Origin of the sequence: Acinetobacter sp. 22301, assembly GCF_052045285.1 — a bacterium.
GTDB lineage: Bacteria > Pseudomonadota > Gammaproteobacteria > Pseudomonadales > Moraxellaceae > Acinetobacter > Acinetobacter pittii.
On record NZ_JBQEOR010000002.1, the window covers coordinates 177961 to 195621 of the forward strand.

Genomic DNA, 17661 nt, shown 5'->3' on the forward strand with positions numbered 1-17661 from the left:
TAGAAAAAGCCATCGTTAGATGGCTTTTTTATTGCGCTTCTGAAAGACATAAATTTGAAATGATGCCGTTACTTCTAATTGCAATTGCTGCTCTAACTGCAAGCGACGCTCTGGAGAAGCTTTATAAGCATAAGGTGTCATAGCAATCAGATTTTTTAGGGCTTGTTGATCGAGCACAAAAGGCGCATCAATAATTTGCTCTTGCTTTAACTCAAACAAATCTTGTAGTTGCTCTACAAACTTTTCTGGTGTGTGAGGATTAACTTGCTCAAATAAAGCCTCACGCATTGTATACAAATGTTCAGAAGCAGGGGTGACAACAATTAAATAGCCTTTATCTTTTAAAACACGCGCAATTTCTGCTTGCGGAATTGGGCTAAATAAACTGGTGCAAGCATCCATGCTATGGTCTAGCACCGGTAAAGTCGCCCCTGTTCCTACAACCCAAGTTACTTTAGGATTGAGCTTTGCCGCACGCTGTACAGCAGTTTTTGCAATATCCACACCAACACACTGTTCAACAACTTGCTGCATAGCACTTGTATAGTAGCCCTCACCACATCCGATATCGAGTATTGCTTTTACATTGAGTTGCTTTAATAAAGCGACTACAGCTTGCTGTAATGGCTGATAATAACCACCTTGCAAAAAAGCTCGTCGCGCATCGACTGACTCGGGCGTATCCCCTGGGTTTTTACTATGTTTATGTTGCACCACATGTAAATTGACATAGCCTTGTTTAGCTACATCATAACTATGTCCTTGCTCACATCGCCAAGTTCGTTCAGTTAAATTCAGGGACTGACGACACACAGGACACATTAAAACTTGCTTAGCCACTTTTAATTATTCTCTTGTTCTTTTTGTTGTAAATAAGTCTTTGCGTGTAGTCCAACAAAGGTGCGACCTGCATTTGTACCATTAATCCATTCATCTACCTGAAACAAATCAAACAGACCTACTTTGACTAACGTTGGAATTGCGATCTTTAGCTCTTCCTCAATTTGTCCTCTTTGCCCTGCATTGTATAATTCAATATTGTGCAGCATTGTTGCTACAGTTCCTGTTTGAACCTGACTTCCATCTTTAAGTACAACTTGAGGTAATACCTCGCCCTCTCCAACTACTTTTTGATTAATCACCGATAATTGGTCTAGACCAGCAACTTTTGTCATTCACCTCTCCAATAAAAAAAGCCAGTAGAACTGGCTTTATATTGACACTAAAATAAGATCTATCGCAATTTTAAAGTCATTAGACCTAAAACTACTAATATAATTGTGATAATCCAAAAACGGATCACAACTTGCGTTTCTTTCCAGCCCTGCTTTTCATAGTGATGATGCAGCGGCGCCATTAAGAACACACGTTTATTACGCATACGCAAGGAGCCGATTTGTAAGAATACAGATACTGCCTCCATTACAAATACACCACCCATAATTGCAAATACGATTTCTTGACGAACCATAACTGCAATTGTTCCAAGCATCGCACCTAAAGCTAAAGCACCGACATCCCCCATAAATACTTGAGCAGGATGCGCGTTATACCAAAGGAATGCCAAACCAGCACCAATCATGGCAGAACAGATTACTACGAGTTCAGAGGTATATTTCACATATGGAATATGTAAATAGTTAGCGAAACGGATGTCACCAGACAAGTAAGCAAATACGCCTAAGCCCGTAGCTACCATGACAACTGGCATGATTGCCAAGCCATCTAAACCATCTGTTAAGTTAACTGCGTTAGAAGCACCATTAATCACTAGATAGGTAAATACAATAAATGCCAAACCTAAAGGAACAATTGAGAGTGGAATTGAAAGATTCTTAAAGAATGGAATCAATAAATCCAGCATGTTTGCCGTATGTTCTGCATTGGACTGTTGAGTTGCAATTAAATATAACGCAATACCAGCACCCAGCGATGCAACAGAAGTCCAGAAAAACTTCTTACGTGCGGGTAAACCTGCATTGTCTTTATAGCGAATTTTAATCCAGTCATCTGCCCAGCCTACAGCACCGAACACAACCATTACACCAAGCACAATCCAGACATAAGGGTTAGATAAATCAGCCCATAGCAAGGTACTAATACCAATTGAAAGTAGAATTAAAATTCCACCCATTGTTGGTGTACCCATTTTTTTAGCATGATTTTCAGGAGCAAACGAACTTACTGCCTGACCGTATTTTAACGCTTGTAATTTACGAATCATGATCGGTCCAAGGACCAGACCAATAGTCAGTGAAGTTAATACACTGAGTAAAGAACGTAATGTTAAATAACGAACGACCTGAAACGAGCTGTGATAGCCCGCAAGTTGTTCAAACAACCATAACAGCATTTAAAGTTTCTCCATCAAATCAGCCATCAACGTTTCCATATGAGTAAAGCGAGAACCTTTAAACAGGAAACTCATGGACTGGGGTTGATGTGTTTGGATTAGATTGATTAAAAATGGAAGCGCCTCAGCTTGTGTCTGAAATGCTTTCACTTTATTAGAATGAGAGTCTGCACCCTCAAGAGCAGCTGGAGCGAACTGTCCAACTGCAATAATATGATCTAAAGAAAGTTCGGCAAGATCACGACCTAAATCATAATGCTCTTGCCAACTGCTATCACCTAACTCACCAATATCCCCCATGACCATCACTTTTACGCCTTGTTGCTGCAACAACACTTGTGCAGCAGCACGCATAGAAGTCGGATTGGCATTGTAGGTATCATCAATAAATAAGTAAGGTGACTTTTGAATAAAGTTAAGACGACCTTTGGCCCCCTGAGCTTGCTCTAAACCTTGGACAATATCTTCTAGTCTAATACCAATTGCTAAAGCAAAAGCTACAGCTGCGGTCGCATTTTGAACATTATGCTCACCCGCAAAAGGAAGCTTAACTGCACTGCTACCTTGCGGTGTATGAAGGTTAAAATTCGTTGATTGAGGCAATAACTCCACATCTGTTGCATAGACATCACCCCCTACACCAAATGTAGAAATACGATGAGCTTTCGCAGCATCAAGAATTTCGGCAGTGAAGTCATCTTGTTGCGGCACGATTGCAACGCCATTTGGTGAAATATGACGATAAATTTCCGATTTTGCGCGGCAAATACCTTCACGACCACCAAATTCGCCTAAATGAGCTGTACCAATATTTAATATGCCCGCAACATGAGGCTGAACGAGTTTTGATGTGTAATCAATCTCGCCTTGATGGCTTGCACCCAACTCCATCACCGCATATTGATGTTCTTTGCGAAGCTCTAGCAACATCATTGGTACACCAAGGTCATTATTTAAATTGCCTCGGGTGATTAGTGTCGGTGCTAAGCGCGACAATATACTTCCCAGCATTTCTTTGGTTGTAGTTTTACCACTACTTCCAGTTAAGGCAATCACCTTTAATTGTGAGTTTTGCTCACGGCGATAAGCGCCGAGTTGCCCTAAAGCCAATCGGGTATCGGCAACAACGAGTTGCGCAATATCTACATCTAGCGGACGTTCAACAATAGCTATTTGACAACCATTTGCAGCAACTTGCGCAACGAAATCATGCGCATCGAAACGCTCACCTTTTAGTGCTAAAAAGGCATCCCCAGTTTCCGCATGACGAGAGTCCGTCAAAATACGTTTAATTTCAGTTTGAGGGATTTGGTCTTTATGCCAGTAGCCCTGTGTTGCCTGTTGTAATTGTTGAGCTGTCCACGGTTCCAAAGGCACGGTACTGGTGGTTGAAGTATGCATAATTTGTCCTATTGTGCAGGGTAAGCAGCGTCTACAGTGTGATGTTGTGCATCAATCGCAGAACGCAATTCAACAACATCATCAAACCAGTGACGTACGCCATTAATTTCTTGATAATTTTCATGTCCTTTACCGGCAATCACAACAATATCACCAGCCTGAGCCTGCTGTGCAACAAATTTAATTGCTTCACGGCGGTCATGAATTTCATGCATACGGTGCCCTGAAAAATCGATTCCTTGCTTCATGTCAGCAAAAATTTGTTCAGGGTCTTCTGTTCTTGGGTTATCCGACGTCAAAATAACTGGATTTGCGCCGTCTAAAGCTGCTTGAGTCATTAATGGGCGCTTACCGCGATCACGGTCCCCGCCACACCCAAATACAGCCCAAAGTTGATTCGAAACATGACGTTTTAATGTTTTAAGCACTTGAATTAATGCATCTGGTGTATGCGCATAATCAACAACAAATAAACGCTCACCATCACGAATAACTTGCATTCGACCTGGAGCACCAATTAGTTTAGGAACGAAAGCTACTAACGCTTTTAAACTAAAACCTGCTTGCTCAGTAGCAATAAGAGCTGCAACCAAGTTTTCGACATTAAAATGCCCTAACAATGGACTTTGCACAGCAAAAGAACCTTGCGGGCTCACTAAATTAAATGTCGCCCCCGCTAAACTGTAACTCAGGTCAGTAATATAATAATCAGCAGTATTTTGAGTAAGTGAATACGTTAAAATTTTCGGTTGAGCAGGATTTTGCTTTGCTGCATTAATCATGAGAGCTGCATGCTCATCATCTAAATTAATAACGGCTACTTTTAAAGAGCTAAAACGGAATAAAAGAGCCTTCGCTTCTGCATAAGCCTCTAAAGTGCCGTGGTAATCCAGATGGTCACGACTCAAATTGCTATAAACAGCAATCTCAATCGCACAACCATTTAAACGACCTTGTTCCAAACCATGTGAGCTTGCTTCTAAAGAAGCGAAAGTCGCACCTTGTTTTGCATAATCATGCAATGCATTTTGCAGTTGTAAAGCATCAAGCGTAGTGTGAGTTGAGGGTGTTAAGTCTGGTAAAATACCATTGCCTGTAGTGCCCATCACAGCACAGCGCTGTTGTTGAGAGCTAATTAATTCAGCCACTAGACGCGAAATTGTGGTTTTACCATTTGTACCAGTCACTGCAATAATACGCACTGGTACTGTGGGATCTATACGTTGTAAATAACGTTCTTGCCACTCACCCATACGTTGACGCACATCAGAACATACCCACTCATTTGCTACGCCCAACTCAGTCTCACTAATAACGGCAAGTGCACCATTAGCTAAAGCTGACTCAGCAAAAGCGCGAGTTTTTTCAGGTTGGCTATAACTGGTTAAAGCGATAAAGATCTGGCCTGACTCAACCTTACGGCTGTCTAAACTAAAGCCTTGAAAAGGCTGTTTAGACCACTGTGCATCGATCTCGACGGGATTAATTTCTTGGAAAGAAACAGACATAGCTTACCTGCGAATAGGATTTTCTGGAGTATCAAGGGGCTTATCAAGCGGCACATTCATTAAGCGCAATGATTCTTGCATAATTCGTGCGAAAACAGGGGCCGCAACCAAACCACCGTAATAACGGCCTTGTGGATTTTCAACAACTACAATAACCGCTAAACGAGGATCACTAATCGGAGCTACGCCTGCAAATAAAGCACGGTATTCATTATTTGAATAACCTTTACGATCTGCACGAAGTTTATGAGCTGTACCTGTTTTACCACCAACGCGATAACCCGGAATATTAGCTTGCTTTGCAGTACCGCCCGGCATCGTCACCTGCTCAAGCATAAGCAAAACCTGATCAGCAATTTTTGGAGCAAGAACTTGCTCACCTTTAGGAGCTTGGTCGAGTTTATGCAAACTTAGAGGCATTTTTACCCCATGGTTTGCAAGCATTGCATAGCCTTGCGCCAACTGAAGAATAGTTGCATTTAGACCATAACCGTAAGCCATGGTACCAATTTGGGAAGAGTTTAACTTGCTTACAGGAAGTACTAAACCAGAGCTTTCACCAGGGAACTTCACAGCAGAACGCTTACCAAAGCCAGCACGGTTAAAGAAGCTTGGCAATGTTTCCTTAGGAAGTGACAACGCAATTTTTGCCGAACCCACGTTTGATGACTTAATAATTACGCCACTAACAGTCAAAGCACCATAGTTATGCGTATCACGAATAGTATGCCAGCCTAAACGCATTGAACCTGGCGAAGTGTTGACAATCGTATTTGGCGTATATTGTCCAGTTTCGAGTGCAGCAGAAACTGTAAAAGGCTTCATAGTAGAACCCGGCTCGAACATATCAATCGCACCGCGGTTACGCATGGCATCTTTATTAGATAAACCGTTTTTATCATTCGGGTTATAAGATGGCCAACTGGTCATAGCCAGAATTTCGCCTGTTTTAACATCTACAGCAATTGCTGTCGCCGAACGGGCGTTATTTGCAACACCAGCAGCAGTCAACTCACGGTACATAATATATTGCAAACGAGAGTCGATACTTAAAGTGATGTTTTCGCCTGGCTCACCTTCACGAATAACCTCAGAAACTTTTAAGCGGTTACCACGTTTATCACGAATAATTTTTTGTTCGCCATCTACCCCAGACAGTTGTTTATTCAACTGCATTTCCAAGCCTTCAATCCCTTGGCCTTCACTATTGGTTAAACCAATAATCTGAGCATTTGGCTGCGGTTGAGGATAATAACGTTTATATGTTTTCTCAGCATAAACGCCTTGGAAGTTACCCTTTGTAATGAGATCTGCCTGCTGTGGCGGCACTTCTTTTTTCAAAACCAAATAACGAGAACGTGGGCGCGCATTCATCTGTTTTTTTAGATCTGCACGATCTAAACCAACCACATCCGCCAACTCATCAAGGTTTAAGTTTTTATCTGGTAATTGTCGTTTTAACTTACGATTATTTGGATCTTTTTTTAATTCGGCTGTAATTTCGTCATATAAATGCTTGGTATCAAAGTAATCACGTGGATCAATGACAATTTTCATAATAGGCGTACTAATGGCCAAAGGCACACCATGACGGTCGCTAATAACCCCACGCATTGCCTCAATACGTTCCGTACGCAAAATATTGGCATTGGCCTTGTTTTGTAAAAAGTCTTTATTAATCACTTGCACATAAAATGCACGTGCAATTAATACAACAAAACAGAGCAGTACTGTTGCCCAGAGCAGATAAAACCGCCACATATCGAAGGCAAGAGTTGGTTTTTCCGAAATAGACTGCTGTTTTTTCCGTGTTTGCTTTATTCGCTTATCTACCATACAGCAAGGCCTTACTTATTTTGCTCTGAGGTCATCGGTAAAGAAATTACCACCGTTTCTGCAGCAGGTGGCGAAAACATGCGTAGTTGGGTTACAGCACGCGTACCAATCTGTGCTGTTGCACCGAAGGTTTGTTGCTCAATAAGCAAACGCCCCCATTCAGCATTGAGATCATCACGTTCACGCATATAAGAGCTAAGCTCTCTATAATCATGACGATATTCAAATACTTGAAAAACCACCATCATGGCACTGATAAAAACAAGCGCCACTAATACGGTGTATGCCACAACTTTTTTCACCACTTTATTTTCAGTGGTTTCAATTTCATCACTGCTTTTCATTACGCGCCTTTTTGTTCCAAGCGTTCAGCAACCCGAAGCCATGCACTACGTGAACGTGGGTTCGCTTTTACTTCTTCTTCACTCGCACGAACCCGTGAAATTTTCTTTAACCTTCTTGTATCTACCTGTTGCTGAGGCATTCCCCAGCTAATATCTTCTGCCAAAGTCGATTCTTTTTGAATAAATTGTTTGATTAAACGATCTTCAAGAGAATGAAAGCTAATCACAGACAAACGCCCTTTTGGTTTTAGTAAGTCTACAGCTTGTGGTAAAAATACTTCAATATCATCTAGTTCTTTATTAATAGCAATACGAATTGCCTGAAATGTACGTGTTGCTGGATGCTTATGTTTTTCCCACTTTGGATGAGCTGTTTTAACAAGTTCTGCCAATTGGGCTGTTGTATCTAGTTTTCCAGCTTGTTTAATCGCTTTTGCAATACGTCGACTATAACGCTCTTCGCCATATTGATAAATAATATTTGCTAATTGTTCTTCTTCAATTTCAAGTAACCACTCAGCTGCGGTTAATCCCTTAGAATTATCCATTCGCATGTCTAGAGGACCATCCTGCATAAAACTGAAACCACGTTCAGCTTGGTCGAGTTGAGGAGATGACACCCCTAAGTCAGCCATAATGCCATCAACACTCATCACACCAATTTCCTGCATTTTTTCTTTAATATCAGCAAAACTGGCATGAATAATGGTAAATCTCGGATCTTCTTGTGCCAAAGCAGCTGCAACTTCCAAAGCTTGAGGGTCTTTATCAAATGCATATACTCGTGCATTTTCATCAAGTTTTGAGAGCAATAAACGTGTATGCCCACCTCGTCCGAAGGTTGCATCGATATACACCCCTGTTGTGCGATCTGCCAATAAGCTCTCAACGGTCTCAAAAAGTAAGACAGAAATATGCGACATAGGTGTTAAATCATTGCGTAAAAATGTAACTGCACATTATCACCTTGTTTATGACCAACGCCAAACGGCTTTTTGTAGGAAAATATTAATTTTTCATAGATAAAACCGTTTTGTTAGCATTTTTTAAGCAAAAAAAGAAAGCAAGCTTACTTTTTTAAGTTTGCTTGCTTTCTTTATGAATATTTAACTTCTAAGTTTTCTTTTTGGACTATTGTTTTTAGATCATTTTATTTACTGCTTGCCGTCATAAATTTGATCAAAAATAGCACCGTTTGCAAAGTGAGTTTTCTGAGCTTTAGCCCAACCACCGAACACATCATTAATGGTAAATAATTTAATTTTTGGGAATTGCGCTACATATTTCGCAGCCACTTGAGCATTACGCGGTCGGAAATAATGTTTAGCAGCTAATTCTTGACCTAAAGGTGAGTATAAAAAGTTCAGATAACCTTTTGCCAAGGTCCGGTTTCCATCTTTATCTACGGTTTTATCTACAATCGCGACAGATGGTTCTGCCAAAATTGAAATTGATGGATAAACAATTTGATATTTATCTTTATCAGGTCCTTTCGTCGCCAACAAAGCTTCATTTTCCCAAGACAATAAAACATCACCAATGCCACGTTCGGCAAATGTCGTAAGTGAACCACGAGCTCCAGAATCTAGAACTTTCACATTGTGATAAAGCTTTTTCACCAACTCTCGAGCCTTAGCATCATTTCCACCCGGCTGTTTTAAAGCATATCCCCACGCAGAGAGATAAATCCAACGCGGTGCACCACCTGTTTTAGGGTTAGGGGTGATAATTTCCACACCTGGTTTTGTTAAATCATTCCAGTCGCGTATATTTTTCGGGTTACCTTTTCGTACTAGAAACACGACAGTTGACGTATAGGGGGCAGAATTATTTGGGAATTCTTTTTGCCAGTTCGGCTGAATAAACCCAGCTTTCACAATCTCATCAATATCATTCGCTAATGCTAACGTTACTACATCAGCTTCAAGTCCTGTGGCTACCGCGCGGGCTTGTTTGCCAGATCCACCATGTGACTGTTTGAATTCAACGTCTTGCCCTGTTCGCTGTTTCCAAAATTTACCAAATGCTTGGTTATATTCTTGATAGAACTCTCGAGTCGGATCATAAGAAACATTTAAAAAAGAGGTCGCTGCTTGAGCCGCTGTTGTCGCTATTCCCACATATAAAGCGACAGCTATTATTGATATTTTTTTCATTTACAAAATCCATCATTCGTTTTAGTTTAACTATATTTTTAATTTTATTTTTTACAATCAATTACTTATATTTATATCTTTTTTATTAATCTTTTTTAGATATATAGCTTAGAATGTCTTAATTATTTCATTTTTGAAAAATTTTGTAATTATTCTTACAACTTATTTTAGACCTTCACTTTATCTACACATTAATTTGTTAAATAATGAAGCGTAAAGGATACATAGGGTCTACATTTGAGTCGACCAGTTTAAAATATAGGTAAATTTTGTAAAAAGTGTGACACAGTTCCACTTTTTTATTAATATTTATGTTTAAATCGTAGCATTACCGTAATTTTACATTTTGTTAAACTCAAAAAATAGATGAAATGTAATGAACAGAGGGGATGATTAACAATGAAAATTCATTATGGAAAAGCTTTAAGCTTAAGTTTGGTGCTGAGTTTGGCATCACAGTTTTCTGCAGCAGCAGTACTTAAAGATACTCCAAGCAAAACTGGTTCAGAGAAACAGACTTCGCTTATTGAAAAAGCTTTAGATCAGCAGAAACGTAACCCTATTGTGTTACCTTCTACAAATGATGAGCTTAAAGTTCTAAATACGATTCGCGTTACACCAACTCAAAATTTTCTTGCTGCACAACACGAACGTTTTTCACGTTTTGTTCAGGCAATCTTTCAGCCCCATGCTTCTTAAAATCTGAAACACCCCCTCTTCGTTTCAGTTTTAGCCCAGCCTGACGTTAAATAAAACGTCAGAATACTGGGCTTTTTCGTTATAATAGTTTCAATTTTTATTCTGACCCATTATCTATGAAAGTTCGTACTCGTATTGCACCTTCCCCTACTGGTTTTCCTCATGTCGGCACAGCCTACATTGCTTTATTTAACATGTGTTTTGCGAAACAACATGGCGGAGAATTTATTTTAAGGATTGAAGATACAGACCAACTTCGTTCTACACCAGAGTCTGAAAAAATGATTTTGGATTCATTACGTTGGTTAGGTTTGAATTGGTCTGAAGGTCCAGATGTAGGTGGCCCACATGCACCATATCGCCAATCTGAACGTATGGGAATTTATAAGCAATACGCATTAGAACTTGTTGAAAAAGGTCATGCTTTTTACTGTTTCGCAACAGCAGAAGAACTTGACCAAATGCGTGCTGAACAACAAGCACGTGGCGAAACACCAAAATATGACGGCCGCGGTTTAAAACTTTCTCAAGAAGAAGTGACTCGACGTCTTGAAGCGGGTGAACCTCATGTCATTCGTATGAAAGTGCCTGAAGAAGGTGTTTGTAAATTTAATGACTTGCTACGTGGTGAGGTTGAAATTCCTTGGGCACAAGTCGATATGCAAGTCCTTCTTAAAACAGATGGTTTACCAACTTACCATTTAGCTAACGTTGTTGATGACCATTTAATGGAAATCACTCATGTATTGCGTGGTGAAGAATGGCTTCCTTCTGCACCAAAGCATCAGTTGCTTTACCAATATTTTGGTTGGGAAATGCCAACTCTTTGCCACATGCCACTGTTACGTAACCCAGATAAATCAAAACTATCTAAACGTAAAAATCCAACATCAATTAACTACTACCGCGATATCGGTGTATTACCAGAAGCCTTACTCAACTATTTAGGCCGTATGGGTTGGTCAATGCCAGATGAAAGAGAAGTTTTCACATTACAAGACATGATGGATAACTTTGACATTCAACGTGTATCACTAGGCGGACCAATTTTTGACGTTGAAAAATTGAACTGGCTTAACGGTCAGTGGATCAAAGGGTTAACTCCAGGTCAATTATTAGACCGTTTATTAACATGGAAGAGTGATCGCAACACTTTAGAAGACATTGCTGCCGCTATTCAACCACGTATTAATTTACTTTCAGAAGCTGTGAATTGGGCTGGTTTCTATTTTAACCATATGCCACAAATTACTGCTGAAATGTTTGAAAGTAAAAAATTGACTCAAGAGCAAGTTCGTCAAAGTTTACAATTTGCAATTTGGCGTCTTGAAGGTCAGTTTACTTGGAATAATGACACCGTTAGCCAAACCCTAATGGATCTTGCGAATCAGATGGGCATTAAACTACGTGATTTCATGCCAGCGTTCTTTATCGCAATTGCCGGTTCAACGAGTTCAACACCAGTGATGCAATCAATGGTTACGCTTGGGCCTGATTTAACTTTCGCTCGCTTACGTCATGCCTTAGAAATTGTGGGCGGACCGAGCAAGAAAGAAGTTAAAAATTGGGAAAAACTCAATGAGAGCTTAAAATTGCCGAAAAATGACGCAACTAGCGAAGTTTAATTCATTTTTTTGTTGACGTGTGAGCGCATTCACCCTAAGATTGCGCTCACACAAACTGGGGTCATAGCTCAGTTGGTAGAGCGCTACAATGGCATTGTAGAGGTCAGCGGTTCGATCCCGCTTGACTCCACCACGCTCCTTTGTGTTTGCCTCATCAAGTCCCTATCGTCTAGAGGCCTAGGACATCGCCCTTTCACGGCGGTAACCGGGGTTCGAATCCCCGTAGGGACGCCATATTCTGCTTTAAAAATTATAAAAAGACTCTATCGTCACCTTACTGTTTATTCTTTATCTCTTTCTAGATTGCACATTTGTCTATTTTATCTAAAATAGCGTCTTTCTTAATTCTCTCAATGTGTAATATGCAGCCATCTGACAATCAACTAGATGCTCATCAGCATCAGAACAGTACTGCACCTTTAAAAAGAGCCATGAGTACGCGCCATCTTGTGATGCTATCACTGGGCGGAGCGATCGGAACTGGTCTATTTTTAGGTTCAGGGGAAGTCATTTCACAAACTGGAGCTATTGGCGCAATTATTGCCTATATTCTTGGTGGCGCGATCGCTTACATGGTCATGCTCTGCCTAGGAGAACTCGCTGTACACATGCCTGTTTCAGGTTCTTTTGGTGCCTATGCCAAAAAATATATCAGCCCAAGTACTGGCTATATGATTTCTTGGATGTACTGGCTCACCTGGACTGCAACGCTTGGAACCGAATTCACTGCCGCAGCCCTACTCATGCAAGAATGGTTTCCACAGATTTCCATGTGGATTTGGACAATTATTTTTGCAGTTACTATCTTTGGCTTAAATATTAGTTCAACGCGTATTTTTGCTGAATCTGAGTTTTGGCTGGCTCTTGTTAAAGTCGTTACTGTCATTGCCTTTATTGTGCTCGGCCTATTAGCAATTTTTGGTTTAATTCCATTCCATGGTGCGCAAACTGCTCCACTCTTTAGCAATCTTACGGCTCAAGGCTGGTTCCCACATGGTTTAATTCCTATTTTTACGACCATGTTAATTGTTAACTTTGCTTTCTCAGGAACCGAATTAATTGGTGTAGCAGCTGGCGAAACAAAAGATCCGGCTCAAAATGTACCAAAAGCGATTAATGCCGCGATCTGGCGCCTACTTATTTTCTTTGTGGGTACCATCATTGTCATTAGCGCCTTACTTCCTTTCCAACTTGCAGGTTTAGGCGGTGACGGTGTAAGTAGCAGTCCTTTTGTGACGGTATTTAATTATATTGGCATTCCATATGCGGATGACATTATTAGGTTTGTAATTATCACAGCTCTGCTTTCAGCAGCCAATTCTGGCCTATATGCAGCTTCACGTATGATGTGGTCTCTGTCAGAACAAAAATTACTACCTAGTGTGTTTGCGACTTTATCAAAAAGTGGAACACCAATCATAGCTCTAGTTGTAACCATGTTCGGTGCAATTCCAGGTTTATTATCAGAGCAATTTGCGCCTGAGACTATTTTTAAGAATCTGCTGGGTGTAGCGGCTTTTACCATGGTCATTGTATGGATGAGCATTTGTTTAAGTCAGTTCAACTTCCGCCGCCAATGGTATAAATCAGGTCATACAGTTAAAGACTTACAATATGCTGCGCCTTTATTCCCTATTGTGCCAATTTTAGGTTTTGTTTTCTGTTTCATTACTTGCTTGAGTATGGCAGCAGACCCTGAAATGCGCGCTGGTTTTGTAGGCTGTCTTATTTTTACAGCTTTATGTTATGTCAGTTATTTTATTTTTTATCGTAATAAAGACTAAACCAGTCGTTATTCAATTAAAGTGTAGCAAAAAGCTACACTTTTTTTTGCCTATATACTGGTTTTAAACAACATACCGTTGTAGATTAAAATTTATATTAAAAACAAAATCTTGTATAGAATGAAAATTATATTTATCCACGGGATGAATCAACAAAACTACACAGCACATCGCTTGAAAGAGCATTGGTTAAAAGTGTTTAAGCTCGGCCTGAAACAAATGCCTTGCAAAGTTAATGTCCGCGATCTTCATATTCACATGCCATTTTATGGCGACTTAATGACCAAATACCAATTAAGTAACCAATTAGACCTTAACACGTTATTACCTAAATCATTTTTTAATAATTATTTCCCTATTAACGTACACCCAAGTAATCCTCCTACTAGAGAGCACACTCCATTTGTTCCGTTGTTACGTCCCTCAACCGATCAAACTGATAAAAGCTTCTCAGAACGGCTTTATCTCACTTCTCAATTAGTTAAAGATCGTGTACTGAAAGAACTAGTTGTTTTATTAAATAACTTTCCTAAACTGCATGAAAGTTTGATTCAACAATTCCTCATCGAAACCTATATGTATCTATCTAATCCAGAGTTTATGGAGGAAGTACATCAAAGAATTTTAAAGAAAATGCGAGAAGAAGAAGATTATATTGTGGTCGGGCACTCTCTCGGTTCAGTTATTGCTTTTCAATTATTATCAAATCCATCTTATCAATTCTCAGTTAAGCGTTTTATCACCCTAGCTTCCCCTTTATCTTTTCGCGTGATTCAAAGTAAGCTCCCGAGTCCAATTTCTAGACCGCCATGTATTTACGGTGATTGGTTTAATTTTTACTCTCAAGATGATTTTTTGACCGCATTTCCATTGTGCGAAGCCCCATTTAATTTTGAACCTGCCATTATTAATCAGAAAATTTATACTTTCGCCAACCAACCTCATGAGATTTTAGGGTATCTACAACATCCGTCGGTCATAAAGGCAATTATTGAGCCTTTTCAGAAAAATGACGGCTAAATGTATATATTTTCTACAATTTGAGTTATTTTTAATCGCTTGACTGTTTTTTTTAATATTTCTTCAGAAAACTATTTGACACTTTTATTAAATCGACCTAATATACGCCCACCTCTGAAACGTCCCTATCGTCTAGAGGCCTAGGACATCGCCCTTTCACGGCGGTAACCGGGGTTCGAATCCCCGTAGGGACGCCAATATTTTTTCAGATGTATGCCTCATATAAGTCCCTATCGTCTAGAGGCCTAGGACATCGCCCTTTCACGGCGGTAACCGGGGTTCGAATCCCCGTAGGGACGCCAAATTCTAAAAAGCCACTGCATAACGTCAGTGGCTTTTTTCTTGCCTAAAAAAATAAAAAGCCAATCAATGATTAGCTTTTCATATGCTCTATCAACCCGCAATTCCTACTTGTACTTCAAGGCGACCTGACTGCACTCGTAGTCCTCTAATTTCAAACTGATCTACGAGCTGCTGCACAAGCTCGCGACTTTCTCTCAAAATATTCAAGCCTGGTAAAATACTAAAATCAGTCAAACTTAAAAGCTTTTCAACCATCCATGAACGGTTGTTAATAAAGTCAATAAATCCTGCTTGCTCTAGGTCAATAAACCACATGCGATGCCCATCGCGTTGGATTCCGGGAATATCACCAATCAAATGATTAATGAGTGATGGAATAGGCAACATATTTACCACTTCGAAACCAACTCGACCAATACGGCGCACAGCCCAATTTGACAAGGTACCGCCATGTCGAATCTGAACATCAAGACTTTCATCCATTTGACGTAGGTGTAAGAATTTTTCCTGCCCAATACGACATTCCAATACTTTAAAATCTAAACTCAAACGATACATGAAGCGATGATAATGCCCATCGATCTCGACTTGGAAACTGTCATTGCCGCACTTGATTTTAATATCATCAATTTCGGAGCGATCAATGCGCTTACGAATTTGATTATTTAATAACATTTCGGGTAAGTACAACGTTAAGGTACTTTTGCCCAAAAAAGTTCGCGCCATAATCAACGCGACTTGGCGTGCTGTTTCACTGGTTTCAGACACCATATCTCTTACAGTACCTGCTGCCAGATTTGTCATTCCGACAACTCCACGTCGTGTATGAGTAGTTACTTGATCGAGTGCGTCCAAAGCAGCATCAGCAACCTCTGCAATATTACGTGTCGTGTCGCTAGCAAACCCAACTGCATCTTGGGCATGTTGCAATGTCTTATGCAGTAATCGACGAGATAATGACGGTTTAGCGGTATCTGGGGTAGCTAAAACCGATGCTGTCGTTGTAGGCTGCGACTTATTGTCATCTTGTTGACCCAAGTCCCTCTCTCCTTTTTATATTTATCCCACATCCTATTCGAGTATTTAAGCTCATTTATTGTGCTAATCACACTTCATTTTTCTGTAGATTAGCATGCTCTACAATATTATTTTAATTTTTATGTGTACGGATAAATCATCTGTTTTTTATATTTCTTTATTTATTCATAAGTAATTTTTCTGCTAACTCAACGCATTTCATCGATATCTTACAAATTTTTTTCTTTCTGCACATTTCCGTTAGAATAGATTCAAACTAAATGTGGAGTTCTCATGCAATATCGTTGCCCTAAATGTCAAAGTGTTAAAATTATGCCTGTGAGCCAAGGCGTGAACAGCGCAAAACCTGTCGTTCCTAAAAGTCTGGTTATCTTGATTCCTGCAATTTTTGTGCTTTTACTGTTAGTAGTCATTAGCATCTTTATGTGGATTTTTGGCAATGGTGCAGGTAGTTCTCTTCAAATCGCAACAGTAGTTGCATTTGTGGTTACTGTAGGGGCTGGTTTTATGTTCTGGCGTGATTTGCCTGATTTTAAATTGTCTATGCAAGCATTTATGCAGTCACAAAAACACTGGAAATGCCGTGACTGCAATAACGAATGGGAAATTTAAAAAAACTGTTCACATCAGCTTAATGCTGATGTGAATGTGCATTATCTGCTTCATCATGTTTATGCGAAGCATGCTGAGCAATGTGCTGACAATTAATCTCGGCATCGTCCTCAATTTGCAATGTCACTTCACCAATACCATGTTCATGAGAAAGCATTTCAACAGCATCTTGATACAACTTGGTACGATCAGCTTCAGGCGCAAATAAGTGCACGGTTAAATGGATATTTTTAGAAGTAATCGCCCACACTTTGAGTTGGTGAATACTCTCAACACCATTTAAAGAAAGTAAATCTGCACGTAGCTTCTCAATATCGACCTCTTCGGGTACACCTTCGAGCAAAATGTTAATACTTTGCTTAAGTAAAACCCATGTTCTTGGCAACACCCAAAATCCAATCAGTACTGCAATAAGCGTGTCAATCCAGTACCAATTAGTGAAGTAAATAATAATTGCACCAATAATAACGCCTACCGAGCCTAGTGCATCACTCAATACTTCTAGATAAGCACCTTTCACATTTAGGCTGTTATTGGCACTCGACATTAAAAGTTTCATTGAAATGAGGTTAATTACTAAACCAATAGTCGCTACAACCAGCATACCCACACTTTGAATTTCGGGTGGCTTAGAGAAACGGATATAGGCTTCATATAAAATATAAATTGCCACCACGAACAGCATGAGTGCATTAAATAAAGCGGCCAGAATTTCAAAGCGTTGATAACCAAAAGTACGCTTATTATCAGCGGGACGTTTTGAAATCTGAATTGCGACCAGAGCAATTGCCAAAGCAGCTGCATCTGTAAACATATGCGCAGCGTCAGAGAGCAACGCCAGACTTTGTGTGATTAAACCTGCAATAACCTCAACAATTAAAAATGTCGTAGTAAGCGCCAAGGCAATCGTTAATTTCTTGGCATTACCTTCAGTCACTACAGCATGACTATGGTCATGACCATGTTGTCCACCCATTTTGCG

Annotated in this window: 16 protein-coding genes and 4 tRNA genes; 9 read left to right on the forward strand and 11 right to left on the reverse strand. The window is 40.0% G+C overall.

Annotated elements, in window-relative coordinates:
• Positions 1-15: 15 nt before the first annotated feature.
• The 9 genes from ACTJJH_RS05060 to ACTJJH_RS05100 all read right to left on the reverse strand — a co-directional run bounded on the left by ACTJJH_RS05060 (position 16) and on the right by ACTJJH_RS05100 (position 9598).
• Complete coding sequence (locus tag ACTJJH_RS05060) at positions 16-840, reverse strand: putative RNA methyltransferase (protein ID WP_320124367.1); 825 nt, start codon at positions 838-840, stop codon at positions 16-18.
• 2 nt (positions 841-842) lie between these two features.
• Positions 843-1175: a DUF7709 family protein gene (locus ACTJJH_RS05065; protein ID WP_002116981.1), complete on the reverse strand. Its 333-nt coding sequence runs from the start codon at positions 1173-1175 to the stop codon at positions 843-845.
• A gap of 59 nt (positions 1176-1234) precedes the next feature.
• A complete protein-coding gene (mraY, locus tag ACTJJH_RS05070; RefSeq protein ID WP_002116751.1) occupies positions 1235-2353 on the reverse strand; it encodes a phospho-N-acetylmuramoyl-pentapeptide-transferase in 1119 nt (372 codons plus the stop codon).
• Positions 2354-3754, reverse strand: a complete 1401-nt coding sequence (locus ACTJJH_RS05075) for a UDP-N-acetylmuramoyl-tripeptide--D-alanyl-D-alanine ligase (protein WP_440600820.1) — start codon at positions 3752-3754, stop codon at positions 2354-2356.
• 8 nt (positions 3755-3762) lie between these two features.
• Positions 3763-5262 carry a UDP-N-acetylmuramoyl-L-alanyl-D-glutamate--2,6-diaminopimelate ligase gene (locus tag ACTJJH_RS05080; protein WP_440600821.1) on the reverse strand — a complete coding sequence of 500 codons (1500 nt, stop codon included), beginning with the start codon at positions 5260-5262 and terminating at the stop codon, positions 3763-3765.
• Between the two features lie 3 nt (positions 5263-5265).
• Positions 5266-7098, reverse strand: coding sequence for a penicillin-binding protein PBP3 (gene ftsI / locus ACTJJH_RS05085; protein ID WP_017400506.1), 1833 nt, complete (start codon positions 7096-7098; stop codon positions 5266-5268).
• Positions 7099-7109: 11 nt separating this feature from the next.
• Positions 7110-7442 carry a cell division protein FtsL gene (ftsL, locus tag ACTJJH_RS05090; RefSeq protein WP_002116847.1) on the reverse strand — a complete coding sequence of 111 codons (333 nt, stop codon included), beginning with the start codon at positions 7440-7442 and terminating at the stop codon, positions 7110-7112.
• Positions 7442-8365 (reverse strand): 16S rRNA (cytosine(1402)-N(4))-methyltransferase RsmH, encoded by a 924-nt coding sequence (gene rsmH / locus ACTJJH_RS05095; protein WP_032036603.1) that lies wholly within the window; start codon positions 8363-8365, stop codon positions 7442-7444. The genes ftsL and rsmH overlap by 1 nt, the downstream gene beginning before the upstream one ends.
• A gap of 231 nt (positions 8366-8596) precedes the next feature.
• Positions 8597-9598, reverse strand: a complete 1002-nt coding sequence (locus tag ACTJJH_RS05100) for a sulfate ABC transporter substrate-binding protein (protein ID WP_057068843.1) — start codon at positions 9596-9598, stop codon at positions 8597-8599.
• Between the two features lie 399 nt (positions 9599-9997).
• On the opposite strand from ACTJJH_RS05100, the gene ACTJJH_RS05105 reads away from it, so the two are divergent.
• The 8 genes from ACTJJH_RS05105 (at position 9998) to ACTJJH_RS05140 (ending at position 15028) form a co-directional block, all read left to right on the forward strand.
• Positions 9998-10297, forward strand: coding sequence for a hypothetical protein (locus ACTJJH_RS05105; protein WP_002116889.1), 300 nt, complete (start codon positions 9998-10000; stop codon positions 10295-10297).
• A 116-nt stretch (positions 10298-10413) separates the two neighbouring features.
• On the forward strand, positions 10414-11922 hold the full coding sequence (gltX, locus tag ACTJJH_RS05110) for a glutamate--tRNA ligase (RefSeq protein ID WP_017387062.1): 1509 nt from the start codon (positions 10414-10416) through the stop codon (positions 11920-11922).
• 57 nt (positions 11923-11979) lie between these two features.
• A tRNA-Ala gene (locus tag ACTJJH_RS05115) sits at positions 11980-12055 on the forward strand.
• A gap of 25 nt (positions 12056-12080) precedes the next feature.
• Positions 12081-12156, forward strand: a tRNA-Glu gene (locus tag ACTJJH_RS05120).
• A 128-nt stretch (positions 12157-12284) separates the two neighbouring features.
• Positions 12285-13706 (forward strand): amino acid permease, encoded by a 1422-nt coding sequence (locus ACTJJH_RS05125; protein ID WP_440600822.1) that lies wholly within the window; start codon positions 12285-12287, stop codon positions 13704-13706.
• 120 nt (positions 13707-13826) lie between these two features.
• On the forward strand, positions 13827-14726 hold the full coding sequence (locus ACTJJH_RS05130) for a PGAP1-like alpha/beta domain-containing protein (protein WP_440600823.1): 900 nt from the start codon (positions 13827-13829) through the stop codon (positions 14724-14726).
• A 121-nt stretch (positions 14727-14847) separates the two neighbouring features.
• Positions 14848-14923 (forward strand) — tRNA-Glu (locus tag ACTJJH_RS05135).
• Positions 14924-14952: 29 nt separating this feature from the next.
• Positions 14953-15028 (forward strand) — tRNA-Glu (locus tag ACTJJH_RS05140).
• Between the two features lie 91 nt (positions 15029-15119).
• Here the strand turns inward: ACTJJH_RS05140 and ACTJJH_RS05145 are convergent.
• Complete coding sequence (locus tag ACTJJH_RS05145) at positions 15120-16067, reverse strand: hypothetical protein (protein ID WP_440600824.1); 948 nt, start codon at positions 16065-16067, stop codon at positions 15120-15122.
• 273 nt (positions 16068-16340) lie between these two features.
• On the opposite strand from ACTJJH_RS05145, the gene ACTJJH_RS05150 reads away from it, so the two are divergent.
• Positions 16341-16679, forward strand: a complete 339-nt coding sequence (locus ACTJJH_RS05150; protein ID WP_002117013.1) for a hypothetical protein — start codon at positions 16341-16343, stop codon at positions 16677-16679.
• 19 nt (positions 16680-16698) lie between these two features.
• On the opposite strand, the gene ACTJJH_RS05155 is transcribed toward ACTJJH_RS05150, so the two are convergent.
• Positions 16699-17655 (reverse strand): cation diffusion facilitator family transporter, encoded by a 957-nt coding sequence (locus ACTJJH_RS05155; protein ID WP_002116718.1) that lies wholly within the window; start codon positions 17653-17655, stop codon positions 16699-16701.
• Positions 17656-17661 lie beyond the last annotated feature (6 nt).

Excerpts from the sequence above, each read along its gene's own strand:
- rsmH (WP_032036603.1), bottom strand. The coding sequence starts at position 8,365 with ATGTCGCATATTTCTGTCTTACTTTTTGAGACCGTTGAGAGCTTATTG.
- ftsI (WP_017400506.1), bottom strand. The coding sequence starts at position 7,098 with ATGGTAGATAAGCGAATAAAGCAAACACGGAAAAAACAGCAGTCTATT.
- ACTJJH_RS05105 (WP_002116889.1), top strand. The coding sequence starts at position 9,998 with ATGAAAATTCATTATGGAAAAGCTTTAAGCTTAAGTTTGGTGCTGAGT.
- mraY (WP_002116751.1), bottom strand. The coding sequence starts at position 2,353 with ATGCTGTTATGGTTGTTTGAACAACTTGCGGGCTATCACAGCTCGTTT.
- gltX (WP_017387062.1), top strand. The coding sequence starts at position 10,414 with ATGAAAGTTCGTACTCGTATTGCACCTTCCCCTACTGGTTTTCCTCAT.
- ACTJJH_RS05065 (WP_002116981.1), bottom strand. The coding sequence starts at position 1,175 with ATGACAAAAGTTGCTGGTCTAGACCAATTATCGGTGATTAATCAAAAA.
- ACTJJH_RS05080 (WP_440600821.1), bottom strand. The coding sequence starts at position 5,262 with ATGTCTGTTTCTTTCCAAGAAATTAATCCCGTCGAGATCGATGCACAG.
- ACTJJH_RS05100 (WP_057068843.1), bottom strand. The coding sequence starts at position 9,598 with ATGAAAAAAATATCAATAATAGCTGTCGCTTTATATGTGGGAATAGCG.
- ACTJJH_RS05150 (WP_002117013.1), top strand. The coding sequence starts at position 16,341 with ATGCAATATCGTTGCCCTAAATGTCAAAGTGTTAAAATTATGCCTGTG.
- ACTJJH_RS05155 (WP_002116718.1), bottom strand. The coding sequence starts at position 17,655 with ATGGGTGGACAACATGGTCATGACCATAGTCATGCTGTAGTGACTGAA.
- ACTJJH_RS05075 (WP_440600820.1), bottom strand. The coding sequence starts at position 3,754 with ATGCATACTTCAACCACCAGTACCGTGCCTTTGGAACCGTGGACAGCT.
- ACTJJH_RS05125 (WP_440600822.1), top strand. The coding sequence starts at position 12,285 with ATGCAGCCATCTGACAATCAACTAGATGCTCATCAGCATCAGAACAGT.
- ACTJJH_RS05130 (WP_440600823.1), top strand. The coding sequence starts at position 13,827 with ATGAAAATTATATTTATCCACGGGATGAATCAACAAAACTACACAGCA.
- ftsL (WP_002116847.1), bottom strand. The coding sequence starts at position 7,442 with ATGAAAAGCAGTGATGAAATTGAAACCACTGAAAATAAAGTGGTGAAA.